The organism is Sphingobacterium sp. MAE (genome assembly GCF_056711605.1).
The window spans coordinates 4,314,730-4,330,498 of the sequence record NZ_CM160044.1 but is presented as its reverse complement, the minus strand read 5'-3'; the positions used below and the strand labels follow the sequence as shown (position 1 = coordinate 4,330,498).

The 15,769-nt window shown below is 34.1% G+C and carries 16 protein-coding genes; 12 read left to right on the top strand and 4 right to left on the bottom strand.

What is annotated here, in order from left to right; all coding sequences use genetic code 11:
- Window positions 1-167: 167 nt before the first annotated feature.
- The 6 genes from AC06G9_RS18635 (at window position 168) to AC06G9_RS18610 (ending at window position 5,941) form a co-directional block, all read left to right on the top strand.
- Window positions 168-1,493 (top strand): hypothetical protein, encoded by a 1,326-nt coding sequence (locus AC06G9_RS18635; protein ID WP_094773292.1) that lies wholly within the window; start codon window positions 168-170, stop codon window positions 1,491-1,493.
- A 7-nt stretch (window positions 1,494-1,500) separates the two neighbouring features.
- Window positions 1,501-1,911 carry a Dabb family protein gene (locus AC06G9_RS18630; protein ID WP_094773293.1) on the top strand — a complete coding sequence of 137 codons (411 nt, stop codon included), beginning with the start codon at window positions 1,501-1,503 and terminating at the stop codon, window positions 1,909-1,911.
- Between the two features lie 31 nt (window positions 1,912-1,942).
- The gene (locus tag AC06G9_RS18625; RefSeq protein WP_045753768.1) at window positions 1,943-2,431 is read left to right on the top strand and encodes a cupin domain-containing protein; all 489 of its coding nucleotides are present in this window, start codon (window positions 1,943-1,945) and stop codon (window positions 2,429-2,431) included.
- A 145-nt stretch (window positions 2,432-2,576) separates the two neighbouring features.
- A complete protein-coding gene (locus tag AC06G9_RS18620) occupies window positions 2,577-3,263 on the top strand; it encodes a response regulator transcription factor (RefSeq protein WP_346574756.1) in 687 nt (228 codons plus the stop codon).
- On the top strand, window positions 3,260-4,633 hold the full coding sequence (locus tag AC06G9_RS18615; RefSeq protein ID WP_480956908.1) for a sensor histidine kinase: 1,374 nt from the start codon (window positions 3,260-3,262) through the stop codon (window positions 4,631-4,633). Before AC06G9_RS18620 ends, AC06G9_RS18615 begins: the two co-directional genes overlap by 4 nt.
- A gap of 252 nt (window positions 4,634-4,885) precedes the next feature.
- Complete coding sequence (locus AC06G9_RS18610) at window positions 4,886-5,941, top strand: sugar phosphate isomerase/epimerase family protein (RefSeq protein ID WP_045753771.1); 1,056 nt, start codon at window positions 4,886-4,888, stop codon at window positions 5,939-5,941.
- 120 nt (window positions 5,942-6,061) lie between these two features.
- Here the strand turns inward: AC06G9_RS18610 and AC06G9_RS18605 are convergent, their stop codons facing one another.
- From AC06G9_RS18605 to AC06G9_RS18595, 3 genes are read right to left on the bottom strand one after another with little or no spacing between them, the layout of a single operon-like run.
- Window positions 6,062-6,559 carry an FKBP-type peptidyl-prolyl cis-trans isomerase gene (locus AC06G9_RS18605; RefSeq protein WP_021190473.1) on the bottom strand — a complete coding sequence of 166 codons (498 nt, stop codon included), beginning with the start codon at window positions 6,557-6,559 and terminating at the stop codon, window positions 6,062-6,064.
- 30 nt (window positions 6,560-6,589) lie between these two features.
- Complete coding sequence (locus AC06G9_RS18600; RefSeq protein ID WP_480956907.1) at window positions 6,590-8,593, bottom strand: thioredoxin domain-containing protein; 2,004 nt, start codon at window positions 8,591-8,593, stop codon at window positions 6,590-6,592.
- A 22-nt stretch (window positions 8,594-8,615) separates the two neighbouring features.
- The gene (locus tag AC06G9_RS18595) at window positions 8,616-9,101 is read right to left on the bottom strand and encodes a SixA phosphatase family protein (RefSeq protein WP_248755655.1); all 486 of its coding nucleotides are present in this window, start codon (window positions 9,099-9,101) and stop codon (window positions 8,616-8,618) included.
- Between the two features lie 172 nt (window positions 9,102-9,273).
- Between AC06G9_RS18595 and AC06G9_RS18590 the strand changes: the two genes are divergently transcribed.
- From AC06G9_RS18590 to AC06G9_RS18570, 5 genes are all read left to right on the top strand, one after another.
- On the top strand, window positions 9,274-10,506 hold the full coding sequence (locus tag AC06G9_RS18590; RefSeq protein WP_480956906.1) for a hypothetical protein: 1,233 nt from the start codon (window positions 9,274-9,276) through the stop codon (window positions 10,504-10,506).
- A gap of 74 nt (window positions 10,507-10,580) precedes the next feature.
- Complete coding sequence (locus AC06G9_RS18585; protein ID WP_480956905.1) at window positions 10,581-11,243, top strand: glycosyltransferase family 2 protein; 663 nt, start codon at window positions 10,581-10,583, stop codon at window positions 11,241-11,243.
- Window positions 11,213-11,614 carry a hypothetical protein gene (locus tag AC06G9_RS18580; protein WP_480958207.1) on the top strand — a complete coding sequence of 134 codons (402 nt, stop codon included), beginning with the start codon at window positions 11,213-11,215 and terminating at the stop codon, window positions 11,612-11,614. Before AC06G9_RS18585 ends, AC06G9_RS18580 begins: the two co-directional genes overlap by 31 nt.
- Window positions 11,611-12,861, top strand: a complete 1,251-nt coding sequence (locus AC06G9_RS18575) for a glycosyltransferase (protein WP_293923621.1) — start codon at window positions 11,611-11,613, stop codon at window positions 12,859-12,861. The genes AC06G9_RS18580 and AC06G9_RS18575 overlap by 4 nt, the downstream gene beginning before the upstream one ends.
- A gap of 12 nt (window positions 12,862-12,873) precedes the next feature.
- The gene (locus AC06G9_RS18570; protein WP_480956904.1) at window positions 12,874-14,031 is read left to right on the top strand and encodes a glycosyltransferase family 4 protein; all 1,158 of its coding nucleotides are present in this window, start codon (window positions 12,874-12,876) and stop codon (window positions 14,029-14,031) included.
- Between the two features lie 35 nt (window positions 14,032-14,066).
- Here the strand turns inward: AC06G9_RS18570 and AC06G9_RS18565 are convergent, their stop codons facing one another.
- The gene (locus tag AC06G9_RS18565) at window positions 14,067-14,858 is read right to left on the bottom strand and encodes a glycosyltransferase family 2 protein (protein ID WP_480956903.1); all 792 of its coding nucleotides are present in this window, start codon (window positions 14,856-14,858) and stop codon (window positions 14,067-14,069) included.
- A 76-nt stretch (window positions 14,859-14,934) separates the two neighbouring features.
- Here AC06G9_RS18565 and AC06G9_RS18560 point away from each other — a divergent pair, with 76 nt between their 5' ends.
- Window positions 14,935-15,768, top strand: coding sequence for a glycosyltransferase family 2 protein (locus tag AC06G9_RS18560; RefSeq protein WP_480956902.1), 834 nt, complete (start codon window positions 14,935-14,937; stop codon window positions 15,766-15,768).
- Window position 15,769 lies beyond the last annotated feature (1 nt).

The following is a 15,769-nucleotide window of genomic DNA, read 5'->3' as shown; positions in this document are numbered from 1 at the left end:
GTTAACAATCCAATAAAAAATAAAATCTTTATAAATTTGAAATATACTTGTTTAGCTAACCTTTTTAAATTATTACAGCTATATTTCTAATAGTTTTCTAATAATTTGCCTCTCTATTCCAAGCTAAATTTGTCTTAACAAACGAATTATATTAAAGACAAATTATCATGAATAAAAAGCCGCTGTTTGCGTCATTATTATTGACCATTGGTCTTACTGGAGTACAAATAAGTAAGGCACAAACAAATGATTTTGGAAATCCCAAACTTACCCATTATTTAAATAAGGAGCATACTCGTTATGTGAGCTTCAGTGGGTATGCAGAACTGTGGGCACGTTATACTCAATTAAATCCAGGAAGCCTTGTTAATAATGAACCAGTAGGAAGTGTATCCGATTTATCATTGCGCCGTATTCGTGCCAAGATGACGTATAAACCAACTGAAAATTTGTATTTCGTACTGCAAATGGGACCCACAAATGTCAATGTTAATAGTAAAAATAATACCTATATGGATCTTCTAGATGCATATGCAGAGTATAGCTTTAGCCCTAAGCTTGCAGTAGGTGCTGGACGTTCCACTTGGAGAGGACTATCTCGTTTTACAACAGGACCTCAGGCAACTTTACTCTATGATCTTCCCTTATATGCGACTTCAAATACAGGTATTACAGATATGACTGTTCGGGAGATGAGTGCTTATATTAAAGGTCAACTTGGACGTTTTGATTACCGACTGGTGGTGGCGGACCCTTATACGGCAACAAATGCTGATCCGGAATTAAATGTCGCTAAATTTAGTAAAAATGAAGCCCGTAAAGATGTGTCAGGTTACTTTAGATATGCATTTTTTGATAAGGAGAATATTGAAACGCCATTTAATGCGGGTACCTATCTAGGGAAGAAAAAAGTATTAAGTGTAGGTGGAGGTTTTGAATATATGAACCATGCGCTATGGCATTTAGATGCTAATAAAGCAGTACAAAACGACGATATGAAAAGTGTTGCGCTCGATGTTTTCTATGATGCGCCTCTCAATAAAGATAAAGGAACGTCTATCAGTGCATATGCTATGGCTATGCATAATGACTACGGACCCAATTATGTCCGATTTTCTGGAACAAATAATCCAGCTACGGGAGTAGTGGCTGCCAATGCAAGTTTAAATGGAGCTGGGAATGCTTTACCTACCGCAGGAACGGGTAATACATTTTATGCTCAAATAGGAGGTACATTGCCCTATTTTAGCCGCAATAATCATAACCTGCAACTGCAGCCCGCAGTATCCATACAACTTGCCAACTACAATGCTTTAAAAGATAATAGTGCGATATACGATGCTGGAATATCGATGTTATTTCATGGAAATAGTAGCCGCTTGACCTTCGATGCTCAAAATAGACCAATTTATAGTATGAATGCAGCAAAAGAAAGTTTGGTCACCGATCATAAATGGGCCTTTATCCTCAAATATAGAATAGATTTTAATTAATAATAACATGAAAAGAAAAAATTTCATACAAACATTAGGTACTGTAGGCGTCTTGGGCGTAACAAGTTCTAATTTACTAGCAGCAAATCATAAAAAAGTAAAACCCGTGTTTTTTCATTATCTGCTTTTTTGGCTGAAACCTGATCTTTCAGTAACGCAAGTTGAAGAATTTAAACAATTTTTTGAAGGACTCAAAAAATTGCCTTACGTCAAAAATGTACGTTATGGTAGACCTGCCGCTTCAAGTCCACGTACTGTTTTAGATAATAGTTTTACGTACAATGTCTCGATGGAATTTGATAGCCTCGAAGAATTAGAAGCTTACGGAAAATTACCGCAGCATCTTGCTTTGGTAGCGCAGTATAAGCCTTACTTTGACCGTATGATGGTTCACGACAGTGTATATGAAAATTTGTAAAAATAATAATAGATCTTAAAATTAATAAAAAATGAAAATTATCTCAAAAGCAATCATGCTTGTCAGTTTAGCATTTATTGGTCAATCAGTAAAAGCACAAGAAAACCATGGAAACATCACATCGGTAAAAGTAGAAGAAAGTGAAGGTAAAATGCCCGCGATACGCTTGATCAATAATCCTGACGGAACTTGTTCTTTTGAAAAAGGATATATTCCAACATTGAAACATGCCAGTACAACTACTTTTTGGTCTAGCAATAAAACAGAGGATTGGGAAAAAAATGCTCACCCTGCTCCCAGACGTCAATATGTAGTGACACTAAAAGGCAAAATCCGTTTTAAAGTCAGTGATGGTTCCACATTTTTGATTAAACCAGGAGTGATCTTACTCGCAGAAGATTTGAAAGGGAAAGGCCACAGTTGGGAAATGGTTCATACCAAAAGCTGGGAACGTTTATACATACCGCTACAAGAAGGGGCCGATGATTTATTTGTCGCCAGTTATGACTCGAAAAAATAGAGATGCCAATAGGAGAAATACTATTTTTTCAATAGTATAATGATCAAAGTAAAGATAGATTTTGCTGTGCATGCTGTATATAACAGTATGCATAGCAATTTCTTGTTGATTTTATTTTATTTAAAAAGTATCTACATTTGTTTATATGAGGGTATTGGTCGTAGAAGACAATGAACGTGTAAGTTCGGTATTACAAAAAGGATTAAAGAGCCAAGACTATCAAGTTAGTGTTGCCCCTGATGCTGAATCTGCTTTAAAGCAGGTGAAGTTACTTGATTATGATATGCTCATTATCGATATTATGCTTCCCCGAATGAGCGGCATCGAATTGAGCAAGCGCATGAAATCGATCTATCCTAAAATACCGATTATTATGCTCACAGCTCTTGGTCAAATCGATGAAAAGATCGCTGGTTTTGATGCCGGAGCAGACGACTATATGGTAAAACCCTTTGATCTTCGCGAATTATATGTCCGCATTGCAGCTGTTCTAAAAAGGAATAAAGAGTTTGGCGGTTGGGAAAATAATGAAACTTTAGATTATGATTCGCTATCGGTCAATTTGAGAAGTAAAAGTGTGGCACGCAATCATATGGACATTAAATTGACCCCAAAAGAATTTGATCTACTTGTATTCTTTATGCGCCATCATGAAACGTTATTGAGCCGTGATGAGATCGCCAGAAATGTATGGGGAAAAAATTTTGATACTGGGACTAATTATATTGATGTATACATCAATTATCTTAGAAAAAAAGTAGATAGAGATTTTGAAACTAAACTTATCCACACCAAATCAGGACATGGTTTTATCTTATCAAATAAAGAATGAAAATAGCTTCTCGGACCTCGTTAGTATTTACGTTATTTTCTGCGGCAATACTATTTCTTTTTGCCTATAGTATCTATTTCTTTTCCGAGAAAAATAGGGAGGAAGAATTTATAGACCGGTTGAGGTATAAAATTACTTGGCGTGCAGAATTTATTTTTGATGCCAAAGTGAGTGAAGCGCAATTGCGTCAGATTCATGAACAAAATAAAAAAATGATCAATGAGGCTCAGATAACAGTTTTTGACAATCAATTTCAAAAGCTCTTTGTAGACTTTGGGGAACAAAATTATGATCGAGCTCTATTAGAGAAGATTCGAAATAAAAATTTTATGACTTGGAATCAGGGTGATGAGCTGTTTATGGGGATGCATTATCCTTTTCAAGGCAAACAATACTATCTTATTGGACATGCGTATGACCAGACCGGTTATGCCCATATGCAACGTTTACAGCAACTTCTGATTAGTATTTACATCGTTGCCATTATTTTTATATTTATAGCTTCTTTTTTCTTTGCCCAATATATTCTAAAACCAATCAAACATATTATTAATGAAATTAGGGACGTCTCTGAACATAATCTAAGTAAAAGGGTATATTATCGAGAAGCAAAGGATGAACTCTCTGAATTGATCGATACATTTAATGGGACTTTCAATCGACTGGAGAAATCGTTCAACAACCAAAGACATTTTGTTTCTATTATATCCCACGAATTTCGGACTCCTTTGTCCGCTATGATCGCTGAACTGGAACTTGCCAAAGAGTTGAATACTACCTTGGAAGATTATAAGCATTCGATCGATACCGCTTTACTAGATGCTAAAGAAGCAACTGTTTTATCTAATTCCTTGTTGGATTTTGCACGTGCGAACTATGATAGTTCACAAGTTAGTTTTAGTTCCCTGCGATTGGACGAAATTCTAGTTGAATCAAAATTTATGGTTCAGGATAAAGATAAGGATTACCGTGTCAGCATATCTTTTGATTATGAATTGCTCCATGCTGGTGAAGATCAAGATGAAATTTTGGTGATGGGCAATGCTTATTTACTTAAAGTGGCTTTTGCTAATTTGATCGAGAATGCGTGCAAATATAGTGCTGATAAGCATTGCTTAGTAGAGATCATGTACAATAAAGGGATTGCAACAATACATATTTCTGACAAGGGGAGAGGAATTTCATCTGAGGATTTACCGCATATATTTGAACTTTTTTACCGATCAGCATCTTCTCCAGACCAAAATGGACATGGTATCGGACTTTCAATTGTGCAGCGGATCATTGATATGCACGATGGTCAATTATTTGTTCAATCTGCAATTGGTGAAGGTTCAACCTTTACAGTGCAATTTAATAGAATTGTTTAATACATGGATTAGGTGAATAAGTCTGGTGATTACTGACTGATCATAATCTTCAAGTAGTGTAGCAGAAACAATATCATCGTATTACATTTATGAGTTAGCATGCATCATATATAATAAAGTGGAAGTAGATCATACTGTAAGATGGATTTTTTCAGTACTAGTATGCTAGATTATAAACAGTATAATGGTTTTTAAAGCAATTTATGTTCATTTACTTTTTTAATTTTATTATATTTAGCAAACGATTTATTTATGAAGACACTAAAAGGACCAGGAATTTTCTTAGCCCAATTTGTTGCTAACGAGGAACCTTATAACACACTTGAAAATATTGGTAAATGGGTTAAATCTCTCGGATTTAAAGGCGTACAGTTACCGACCAATGATCCACAATACTTTGATTTACAAAAAGCCGCTGAAAGTAAAACGTATGCGGATGAAATAAAAGGAAAATTAGGGGAGATAGGTTTAGAAATTACGGAACTTTCTACACATTTGCAGGGCCAGTTAATTGCAGTTCATCCAGCATATGATCAGCTCTTTGACGGATTTGCTCCGGCAGAAGTTCGTAATAATCCAAAAGCTAGAACCGAATGGGCTACACAGCAATTAATATATGCCGCAAAAGCATCTGCAAATCTAGGATTAAATGCGCATGCGACTTTCAGCGGTGCTTTGTTATGGCATATGGTTTATCCTTGGCCACAAAGACCTTCCGGTGTTGTTGAACTTGGTTTTAAAGAGTTGGCGAATCGTTGGGTTCCCATCTTAAATGAATTTGACAAGCATGGAGTAGATCTTTGTTATGAGATACATCCAGGGGAGGATCTGCACGATGGTGTGAGCTACGAGCGCTTTTTAGAAGCTGCAAATAACCATCCACGAGCGTGTTTACTTTACGATCCATCACACTTATTATTACAAGGTATGGATTACTTAAGTTATATTGATCATTACCATGAACGCATCAAAATGTTCCATGTGAAAGATGCGGAATTTAACCCTACAGGTAAGCAGGGGATGTATGGAGGCTACAGTAGCTGGTTGGATCGTGCAGGACGTTTCCGATCGTTGGGAGATGGACAAGTAGACTTCAAAGGGATATTTAGTAAACTTGCCGCTTATGATTTTGATGGCTGGGCAGTGATGGAATGGGAATGTGCATTAAAAAACAGCGTAGATGGTGCAACTGAAGGGGCAGAATTTATAAAGAAACACATTATTAAAGTAACTGAACGCGCGTTTGATGATTTTGCAGCATCGGGAGCAGATGATCATTTTAATAGAGAAATTTTAGGTATCAAATAGGAATGAAAATATATAAGGGAAAAAGAGTTTTCCATTTTATATTGTAATTTTAGAACTTATAAAAAAAGCGGATGCCAGTTTAAAACCAGCATCCGCTTTTTTTATTTATCTCGATCAGAATTAGTGACCTTGAGTACCGTCTACACCATGAGAGTGACCATGAGATAACTCTTCTTCAGTTGCAGGGCGCACATTTAAAATTTCAATTTCGAAATGTAATGATTTACCAGCCATTGGGTGATTTAAGTCAGCAACAACAACTTCTGGAGTTACTTCTACAACTACAGCACGGAATTGGTTACCTTGGTTATCTTGTAATGGGATAACTTCTCCAACTGGAGGTAAACCCGTTTCTTTAAACATATCTGCTGGTAATTGGGCAACAGCACGTTCGTCTTTTTCACCATATGCATCTTCTGCAGATAATTCAAATGCAGTAGTGTCACCAACATTTAAGCCAGCGATGTTTTCTTCAAATTTAGGAAGCATCATGCCAACACCGTATAAGAAGTCTAAAGGATTTTCTGTTGTTGTTTCTTCTACGAAAACTTTTTCGCCGTTTTCGATTGTGTGAAGTTTGTAAGTTAACGCTACTACGTCATTAGTTACTATTGCCATTTGTTTTGATTTTTGGGATTTTCCCCGTTATTATTCTATTATTTTTATAAGTTCTGCAATCGTATTCTGTGGCAGACTGCATGTTTTATTTCTACAAAGGTAGGCTTTTGATTTTAAACCCTCTCTATTTAATAACAATGGTAGACTGCCTTTTGTTCCACCTAATACGATTTTATTCGGAATGTAATAATGATCTAGCTCTTTACGAAATGCCTGAGCATCCTCTCCAGTTAGCGCAATCTCATTGCAACCATATAATTCTTCTAACAATAATATTGCCCAATTTGAATAAGCAGAGCCATATGTCTTGATTTGTGGAAATACATTTGCAAATAATTGATCTGATATCGCTATATATCCCTCATTATCAAATAGTAGTCCTATTTTTTTTAATTGATGACAGATTGTAGATGTAGATGACGGAATGACATTATCCATGACTTCACTTTTTCGAGCAATTAATTTTTCTGCATTAGAAGCGCTGTAGTAGAAGGTTTTTTCATGATTGTCGTAAAACAGTTCGATTGTTTTATCTAATAATCCTTTTGCTGTAAAAAGCCATTTCTCTTCGAATGTAGCTTCATACAATGCTGTAAATGCAGCGATAGTGAAAGCATAATCATCTAAAAATCCGGGAATACTCCGATTAGAATCTTTCGGTTGATGGAGCATTGTGAAATCTTCTGCAATCAATTCATGCATCAAGAATTCCGCATTTTCCAAAGCGAGTTCTAAATAGTCTTGCTTATCAAATACACGATACGCATCGATTAGACCATTTAGAAGAAGTGCATTCCAAGTGGCGAGCTGTTTATGGTCAAGTCCCGGATGAATACGTTTTTTTCGGTAATCAAATAATTTTTTCTTAATTGTACGCAGATAAGCTTCCCATTCTTCGGAGGTATATCCTGCTTCTTGAGCCATTTGATCTGCATCAATATCACAATTCAGGATATTGATTTTTTCTTCTTCCCAATTTCCCTCAGCTGTAATATTAAAGTAAGCGATAAATAAATCAGCATCATCGCCCAAGATGGTTTTAATTTCCGATAAATCAAAAGTATAAAACTTTCCTTCTACTCCTTCACTATCTGCATCCAAGGCTGAGTAAAAGCCCTTATTTGGAGCTAACATCTCTCGCTTGGCCCATGTAATTGTTTCTTCAACAATACGTTTGTACAAAGGTAAAGGATGTTGTTGATATGCTTCTGCATATAAGGAAATCAGTTGGCCATTGTCATAAAGCATTTTTTCAAAATGAGGTACATGCCATGCACTATCAACCGAGTAACGAGCAAACCCACCACCAACATGGTCATAAATACCACCTGAGGCTACTTTTTGAAGCGTAAAATGCACCTGATTTAAGGTTTCATGATCATGTGCTAAGACGGCATAGCGTAATAAGAATAACCAGTTGTTTGGAAGAGGAAACTTAGGACTACGGTGATAGCCGCCATCTTTTGGATCGAACAGTTCTTTCCAGGGGTTGATGATATCTTCCAAGTCATCCAATTTATATTGTTCAGGAATTGGATTTATGGGAAAACGTTCACTTTGTTGAATACCTCTTGTCAATTTGTCAGCATATTCCAGTGTCACCTCAGGTTGTTCTTCCCACATTCGGGCAATCTGAATTAATATATTTTGCCAATCATGTGCTTTGAAGTACGTGCCACCGTAAATCGGTCTACCATCAGGTAAACAGATACAGTTTAATGGCCATCCGCCCGCATTAGTCATGAGTTGTACTGCAGTCATGTATACTTGATCAATATCCGGACGTTCTTCCCGATCAATTTTGATCGGTACATAGAACTTGTTCATGGTTTGAGCGATCACTTCATTTTCAAAGCTTTCCCGTTCCATGACATGACACCAGTGGCACGCAGAGTAACCAATACTGATGATGATCAATTTATTTTCTTCTTGAGCTTTTTTTAAAGCTTCCTCTCCCCATGGCATCCAATGAACTGGATTGTGAGCATGTTGCTTCAGGTAGGGAGAATTTTCAAATTGCAATTGATTTGCCATAACCCGAAGGTACAAAAAGGAATTATACTATAGTATTTAAAAGCGTTGCCGAGTTGGAAGTCAAAGTATTAAAATCAAATCCATCATCAAGTACTAAGTGTACGACCTGTGAAGTTGATAATGGAACCGATTCATTGCTGACGTATTCAATAAAGTCGGATAGGCCCGGGTTATGACCAAAGATAAAAAGCGTATTGATATGTGCAGGTACCTGATTGATTAATGTTAAAATATCCAAGTAGGTTGCTTCATAAAGTTGATCTTCTTTAATCAAAGCAATTTGTGGATATTTAATCGCTTTAATAAATATTTCGGCTGTTTGGTATGCCCTATCTGCTGAAGAAGAAATACAAAGCGTAGTTGCATCAGCTTGCATGTGTAAGGACAATTGATAGGAAATGCGTTGTGCTCTTTCAATGCCTTTGTCTATTAATATACGGTCGAAATCCCTTTTGGAAAATGACTGTTCAGCCTTTGCATGACGGACGATATAAAGATTTTTAGACATAATATGATGTTATCTATATAAATATACTAAATCCACTTATATTTTGTTTCAGACTGCGTGAAATTTAATATTAAAAATATATTTTTGGGCATTGAAAAATCATCAATAATTTTATGTTTTATAAACGAATATTATTTTTGAATTTCACCTTACAATTTTGGTTTTTAAATATATGTATAAAAGTATATTAGCAGTTTTATGTCTGTTAAATTTGTTGTTTTCCTGTACTCGCGTCGATGAAAATTTATACGCACAAGATCCTGATCAATTGGATTTAATAGCTAAACCTGTAGATTCTGTACTATTTGATGATGAAAAGGGAATTGTTAATATAAATATTATGGCAAATGCCAATTTCTTTGGCTTTAATTATAGTAAATTTCTGATAGATATCGCTAAAGAAAATCATAGTTACTGTCATCCAGATGTGTTGTATTTTCCTCAAGGATTTAATGGCTACAAATATTGGATGGTATTTACCCCTTATTTTGGAGCGGTTGGTACACATCAGAATTCGAAGCGATTTGAAAATCCCACTGTTGTTGTCTCAAATGATGGTATAAATTGGGTAAGCCCTGTTGGTTTGATTAATCCAATTATGGCAGCTCCTTTTCCACAAGAAAGTATAAGAGAGAATAACCGTGATCCCAAGCAGGGGTTTTGGTCAGATGTTGATTGGGTATATGTAAATCATAAATTTCATCTATACTACAGAGCTAGTTTCATTTCGGCATCATCATTAAAGAAAAAAGTTGAAAAAAATAGTGAAAATGTAAAAAAGTTAGAAGTGGACGCTCAAAGGACGATTGTACAACAAACTTCATCAGATGGCGTTAACTGGTCTCCCATAAGCATTGCTTTTACGAGTAATCCACCTTATACTCCTCGTAATAATCATGTTTTATCTCCATCTTTTATTCATGATGGAAATAAATTCACAAGCTATGAAATCGAATTAAATTTTGGTAAGAAAAATTTTAAAGGTAATGATCCTTCTTATGTAATCCGAAGAAATTCCAGTGATGGAATGAATTTTGATTACTTTAGAGAAAGCAAAATTGTAAATTTTCTGAATAAACCTTGGTTAAAATTAAATCCAGCTTATTCACCTTGGCATATCCAAGCAACATATGTTGATGGATATTATTTTTTATGTATGGCAGTAGGCGATGTTAAAAAGTATACTTCAGAAGCGCTGTATATTGCCTATTCAAAAGATGGTTTAAATTATCAGGTTTTCCCAAAAGCTATCGTTGAGAACAACGCCTACAGATCTTCAATCTTTCCCATGAAGACCGATGAGAAGATGATTCAAATGGGAGCTATGATAGCAAATAAATCAGGACAATTTAGGTATAAAGAATTTACACTTAGTAAAGAAAAGATTGATAATTGTTGGAAATAGCATATTTTTTTGAGTAGAGGTACCTATTTTGCTACCTTTGCTATCCACTAGCTATTTAGTGCTAAAATGTTTGTATGCAGTCAGACCAAATATTGATATCAGTAATAATTCCAATTTATAATCAAGAATTATACTTGGAGGATGCTATACAAAGTGTCTTAAGTCAGGATTATGGATTTTTGGAATTAATCTTAGTCAATGACGGGAGTACAGATAAGTCGCGGGAAATTTGTTATAAATATATAGAGCAGTACGATCATATACGTTATTATGAACAGACAAATAGGGGGGTGTCGGCTGCCAGAAATAGTGGATTATCGGAAGTAAATGGCTCATATGTGTTTTTTTTGGATGGCGATGATAGAATAGATCGCAAATTTTTAAAAGAAGCTCTGAGAATTGCCGAAAAGAATAAAAGTGATTTTGTCGCCATTGGCGAAGATTATTGTTTTCGTTCTAAGCATATTATGGCCTTGCCTACATGTGCCATGTTTTTAAAAATGGAATTTCTGAGGTCCCATCCAGATATTAGATTTCCCAATGGAATCCAACCTTGTGAAGATGGATTATTTTCCCATCAGTTGTTAGCGTTAACAAATCAAGTTGCTTTATATCCGGAGGGAATGTACCATTATCGTCAGCATGATGATCAAAATCATATTCTAATTAATAAAAACACGACTAAAGTTTTAGCTCAGATTCCAGAGTGGCTACAATTCTCAAAGGCTTTTATTTAAAAAATAGCCTTTATAAATCCCATGCTCTTCATTTAGCATTATTTATAGAACATGAACCTTTTGAACTTCGTTATATAAGAATGCCATTTGAAGATCCACAAAAAAGCTTTTTATTTTCACTAATTAAAACTTTCATGCAACAGCATGTGATGCCATTCTTATGTGATAATGAATTAACTGAACTAAGTATCCCATTCAGATTCTTTTTGACAGCCGATGATCATAAACATTTTGACGAGTTTTATGTAAATTATAAGTGTAAGAAAACTAAAAAAATTAAGATGCAATTGTTTTTTATCAAGCTGATTCCAATATCTAAATGGAGAAGAGAATTTAGAAAGAAAGTCCGTAAGAATTATAACAAGTTATGAAAATACTCCTAATCCAACATGTGTATTTTTTGAACGGGACTGGCGGAACTGAAAAAATCTGTTGTGTTCTCGCTAATAATTTTGTAAAAAGTGGACATCAGGTTGAAATTGCAACAAATGAAAATATTTCTGGAACTGCAATGTTTCCCTTGGTGGATCAGGTAAAAGTAACCAATATTTTTGATGCAAATATTGATCAAAAAGAACTGATCCCAATCTACAATTATAGAGGAAAAAAACCGTTTTTATGGCTATATTATAAAATTAGGAAGAAGTACGCGAAGCTATATAATGTTTTTTTAAAGAAGAGGATGGGAGGTGAAGGGAATTTATTTATCTACAATCTAGAGAGGCGTTCCAAAGCATGGAAATTATACATAGATCAGTTGAAACCCGATCTTATCATTACAATGTCTATTAGTTCGTTACTGGAGATTTCATATAAAAATGAAATGACCATTCCAGTTATTAATTCAGTAAATGGAAGACCAGACTATGATTATACCAATATTTTTGGTGGAAGGAAATCACTTGAAGTTAACTTGTTAAAAGATTCTTTTCAACATCTAGCTGGAGTTCAAATATTATTTGATAGTTACCGTGAGTACTTACCAGATTCTTTTAGGGGTAAAACTGCTGTAATTTCCAATCCAGTTCCTAAAATTGATAAAAGTGTAGATCATTCTGTTGTAAAAGATCGGTATAAAATAATTCATGTTGCACGATTAGATATAGGATGTAAGCAACAGCATTTAGCAATTAGGAGTTTTGCGCAGTTAGCATCTAAGTATGTAAACTGGGATTTTGAATTATGGGGAGAAGGACCCGATCGACAATTATTAGAAAAGCAAATTTTAGAGCTCAACATGCAAGAGCGGATTTTTTTAATGGGATTTACAGATAATCCAATTCAAAAATTGAGTGAAGCAGATGTATTTGTTTTTCCAAGTAAATATGAAGGCTTTGGCTTGGCTTTAGTTGAAGCAATGTCAGTAGGTCTACCTTGTATTGGTTTAAAGAGTTGTTCAGGTGTTAACGAACTCATAAAGCATGAAAATACAGGTTTTTTAGCAGGAAATGTTGACGAATTGATGTTTTTTATGGATAAAGTGATGGAGAACGCAACCCTTCGTAATTATCTTGGAAGGAATGCCAAGAATTCTGTAGAAGTTTTCAATGAATCAAAAAATTCAGCAGATTGGAATAAATTTATTAAGGAAATATGTAAATTATCTATCCAAAATTGAAAAGTTTATTTTATGTCTAAAAAGAAGGTCTTATATTATATGCCTGATAATCCTTTGAAAGGAAAGGGGGGGAATTTAACCAGGTGTAATCAGATGTTAACCTATTTTCAAAAAAATTGTAATACACTTGATGTCACTTTTATTTTTTCGATGGATTGGGACGAGGAGAGTGAACAGGTATTTAAATTGAAATATCCTGATTTAAATCTAAAGATTTTTCAATTAAAAATGTCCAAATCAAATTTGTTTAAATATTTGATTAATGACAAAATTCCAAAGGAATTAAATAGAGCTTTTAATAAGAATACCTTAGATCTTACAACACCTTATTTTAGAGGTCTTTTTAAAAAAGAAATTCAAGATAACCATTATGATATCGTGATGATTAGTTATTCTACTTGGGGAAATATAATTGATGATATTCAAGGACCTTATTTCATTTTAGACACGCATGATTTTATGACATTGCAGTATAAAATCAATTATGAAGATAGTATAGATTTTGATATTGGAAAGCTTTTTAGAAACGAAATGAATGTTTTGAAAAAGTATAATGAAATTTGGACCTATTCCATTGAAGAACATTATATTTTCGATCAATTTACTAATTCAAATGTTAAATTAGTACCTGTTTCGTCTGCTGTAAATAGTAATGATCTAGCAGCTCCTATCAAGTATTCGGTTTTGTATGTAGCTAGTGATAATCAGCATAATGTCAATAGCATACAATGGTTTATAAATCGTGTACTACCTTTATTAGGTAATGTTAAAATATATATTGTCGGTAAGATATGCTCGAAAATTCAGGATGAAGCAAATATTGTTAAACTAGGTCTTGTTAATGATCTAGATGCGATCTACAAACAGTCTAAAATTACAATTTGTCCAATGTTAACTGGCACAGGAGTTAAAATAAAAGTATTAGAATCATTATCTTATGGGTTGCCTGTTGTAACAACTCGAAGAGGTGTAGATGGTTTGGTTAATAAGTCACAAAATGGATGTTTAATCGCAAATGAAGAAAAGGAATTTGCGAGATATATTTTAAAATTATTATCAGATCAGACATTTTATACTCAACATCAAATTGAGGCGCGCTCATATTTTGAAAAACATCATCATCCCAAATTAGAAACACAGTTTCTTGATAAAATTTTTATGGAAGTATAGTGTGCTATTGATTACATTATACTTCCATTATTTTCTCAACTGTATTGAACTTCGCTGTAGCCTGGAGTTCTGCGAATGATTCTTTCTCTTACAGTTTCCTTGTAAATCATTTCATTTGGTATAAAGTTAGCTCTGCAGCTAAGCGGATGGAAAAGGTGGTAGCAAACAGCAGCCCATTTCAATCTTTTCTTTTTAACACCTGAATTAATCAATCGTTCAGCAAATTCATAATCTTCCCATCCCCATCCTTCAAAACCATTAAAATATCCGTTTATATTGATATAATCTTCTTTCCAGAAGGCTAAGTTACATCCTTTAACATTATGGGAACTTGTTGGATCAGTTTTGAATATTGTAGATAGTAAAGGAAAACGGATAGCATTAAAACGCGTAACCATACCTGCCGAAAATGCATGGAGGTTACACTTCTTAGTTGTTAAGATTTGCTTCGATCTTGTTTCTCCTATCATAGATCGGCTTCCTTGTACAAAAAAACCTTTTTCGGCGGCCTTTAAATGATCATTAATAAAATGTTTATTCAAAATGATATCGCCATCAATTTCTATTATATAAGATGATGTGCTTGCATGAAGTGCTTTATTCAAGATAATACATTTTCTAAAACCTTTATCTTCATGCCAGATATGTTTGATGTTGAGATTGTGTTTTGACTCAAAATTTGCAATCAATTTACTTGTCCTAGCATCAGATCCATCGTCAGCAATTATAATTTCATCGGGAATTCTTGTTTGAGATGCAACACTGTCCAATACTAAGCCCAATGCTTCAGGCCAGTTATATGTTGAAATTATTAAACTAATACTCATATTCATCTTATGCATGGTAGTACAATCTCTTTTATATTCATATAACGAGAATTGTCTTGTTTATGTTACAATAATAATGTTAATTAATGTAAATATTACTTTTCATTGGAATTTTATATTTTTGTATTGTAAAGTTGCTCATAATTCAAATAATATGCCTAAAAACAAGATTTCCGCATTTATTATCACCTATAATGAAGAGAAAAATCTCCCCAAAACACTTGAAAAATTAACATGGTGTGATGAAATCATTATTGTGGATTCTTTTAGCACAGATCGTACAGTTGCTATTGCGAACGAATTTGGAGCAAAGGTAATTACTAAAAAATTTGAAGGTTTTGGTAAACAGAAGCAAACAGCATTGGAAGCTTGTCAATATCAATGGAAATTGTCTTTGGATGCTGATGAAGTATTGGACGATCAGTTAATAACAAGTATTAAACAAGTCCTATTGAATAATACAGATTGTAAGGCATATTATATCAAAAGGAGACAGGTCTTCATGGGTAAGATCTTTAAATATGGTGATGAGTCAGCAAGAAAAATTTTACGGTTAGTTTCTGATCGAGCAAGTTTTACTCAAGATATTGTTCATGAAGTATTAAAATCTGAGGGAAAAACTGAAATTTTAGACGGCTATTTGTTACATGATAGTTATGCATCTTATGAGGCCTATATGAATACGGTAAATAAATATACTAGCCTTAATGCCCAAAAGGCTTTAAAAAAAGGTAAAAATTATTCCTTATTACAAGTGGTAGTCAAGCCGAAAATACAGTTCTTAAAAAAGTACTTGTTAAACCTTAATTTTTTAAATGGAATAGAAGGATATTATTGGAGTAAACTTTCTTCTTATTATGTTTTTATAAAGTGTCTAAAAGTTAGAGAGATTAATAAACTCAAACCATAAA

Excerpts from the sequence above, each read along its gene's own strand:
- AC06G9_RS18615 (WP_480956908.1), top strand. The coding sequence starts at position 3,260 with ATGAAAATAGCTTCTCGGACCTCGTTAGTATTTACGTTATTTTCTGCG.
- AC06G9_RS18625 (WP_045753768.1), top strand. The coding sequence starts at position 1,943 with ATGAAAATTATCTCAAAAGCAATCATGCTTGTCAGTTTAGCATTTATT.
- AC06G9_RS18600 (WP_480956907.1), bottom strand. The coding sequence starts at position 8,593 with ATGGCAAATCAATTGCAATTTGAAAATTCTCCCTACCTGAAGCAACAT.
- AC06G9_RS18590 (WP_480956906.1), top strand. The coding sequence starts at position 9,274 with ATGTATAAAAGTATATTAGCAGTTTTATGTCTGTTAAATTTGTTGTTT.
- AC06G9_RS18565 (WP_480956903.1), bottom strand. The coding sequence starts at position 14,858 with ATGAGTATTAGTTTAATAATTTCAACATATAACTGGCCTGAAGCATTG.
- AC06G9_RS18635 (WP_094773292.1), top strand. The coding sequence starts at position 168 with ATGAATAAAAAGCCGCTGTTTGCGTCATTATTATTGACCATTGGTCTT.
- AC06G9_RS18605 (WP_021190473.1), bottom strand. The coding sequence starts at position 6,559 with ATGGCAATAGTAACTAATGACGTAGTAGCGTTAACTTACAAACTTCAC.
- AC06G9_RS18630 (WP_094773293.1), top strand. The coding sequence starts at position 1,501 with ATGAAAAGAAAAAATTTCATACAAACATTAGGTACTGTAGGCGTCTTG.
- AC06G9_RS18620 (WP_346574756.1), top strand. The coding sequence starts at position 2,577 with ATGAGGGTATTGGTCGTAGAAGACAATGAACGTGTAAGTTCGGTATTA.
- AC06G9_RS18570 (WP_480956904.1), top strand. The coding sequence starts at position 12,874 with ATGTCTAAAAAGAAGGTCTTATATTATATGCCTGATAATCCTTTGAAA.
- AC06G9_RS18595 (WP_248755655.1), bottom strand. The coding sequence starts at position 9,101 with ATGTCTAAAAATCTTTATATCGTCCGTCATGCAAAGGCTGAACAGTCA.
- AC06G9_RS18575 (WP_293923621.1), top strand. The coding sequence starts at position 11,611 with ATGAAAATACTCCTAATCCAACATGTGTATTTTTTGAACGGGACTGGC.
- AC06G9_RS18560 (WP_480956902.1), top strand. The coding sequence starts at position 14,935 with ATGTTAATTAATGTAAATATTACTTTTCATTGGAATTTTATATTTTTG.
- AC06G9_RS18585 (WP_480956905.1), top strand. The coding sequence starts at position 10,581 with ATGCAGTCAGACCAAATATTGATATCAGTAATAATTCCAATTTATAAT.
- AC06G9_RS18610 (WP_045753771.1), top strand. The coding sequence starts at position 4,886 with ATGAAGACACTAAAAGGACCAGGAATTTTCTTAGCCCAATTTGTTGCT.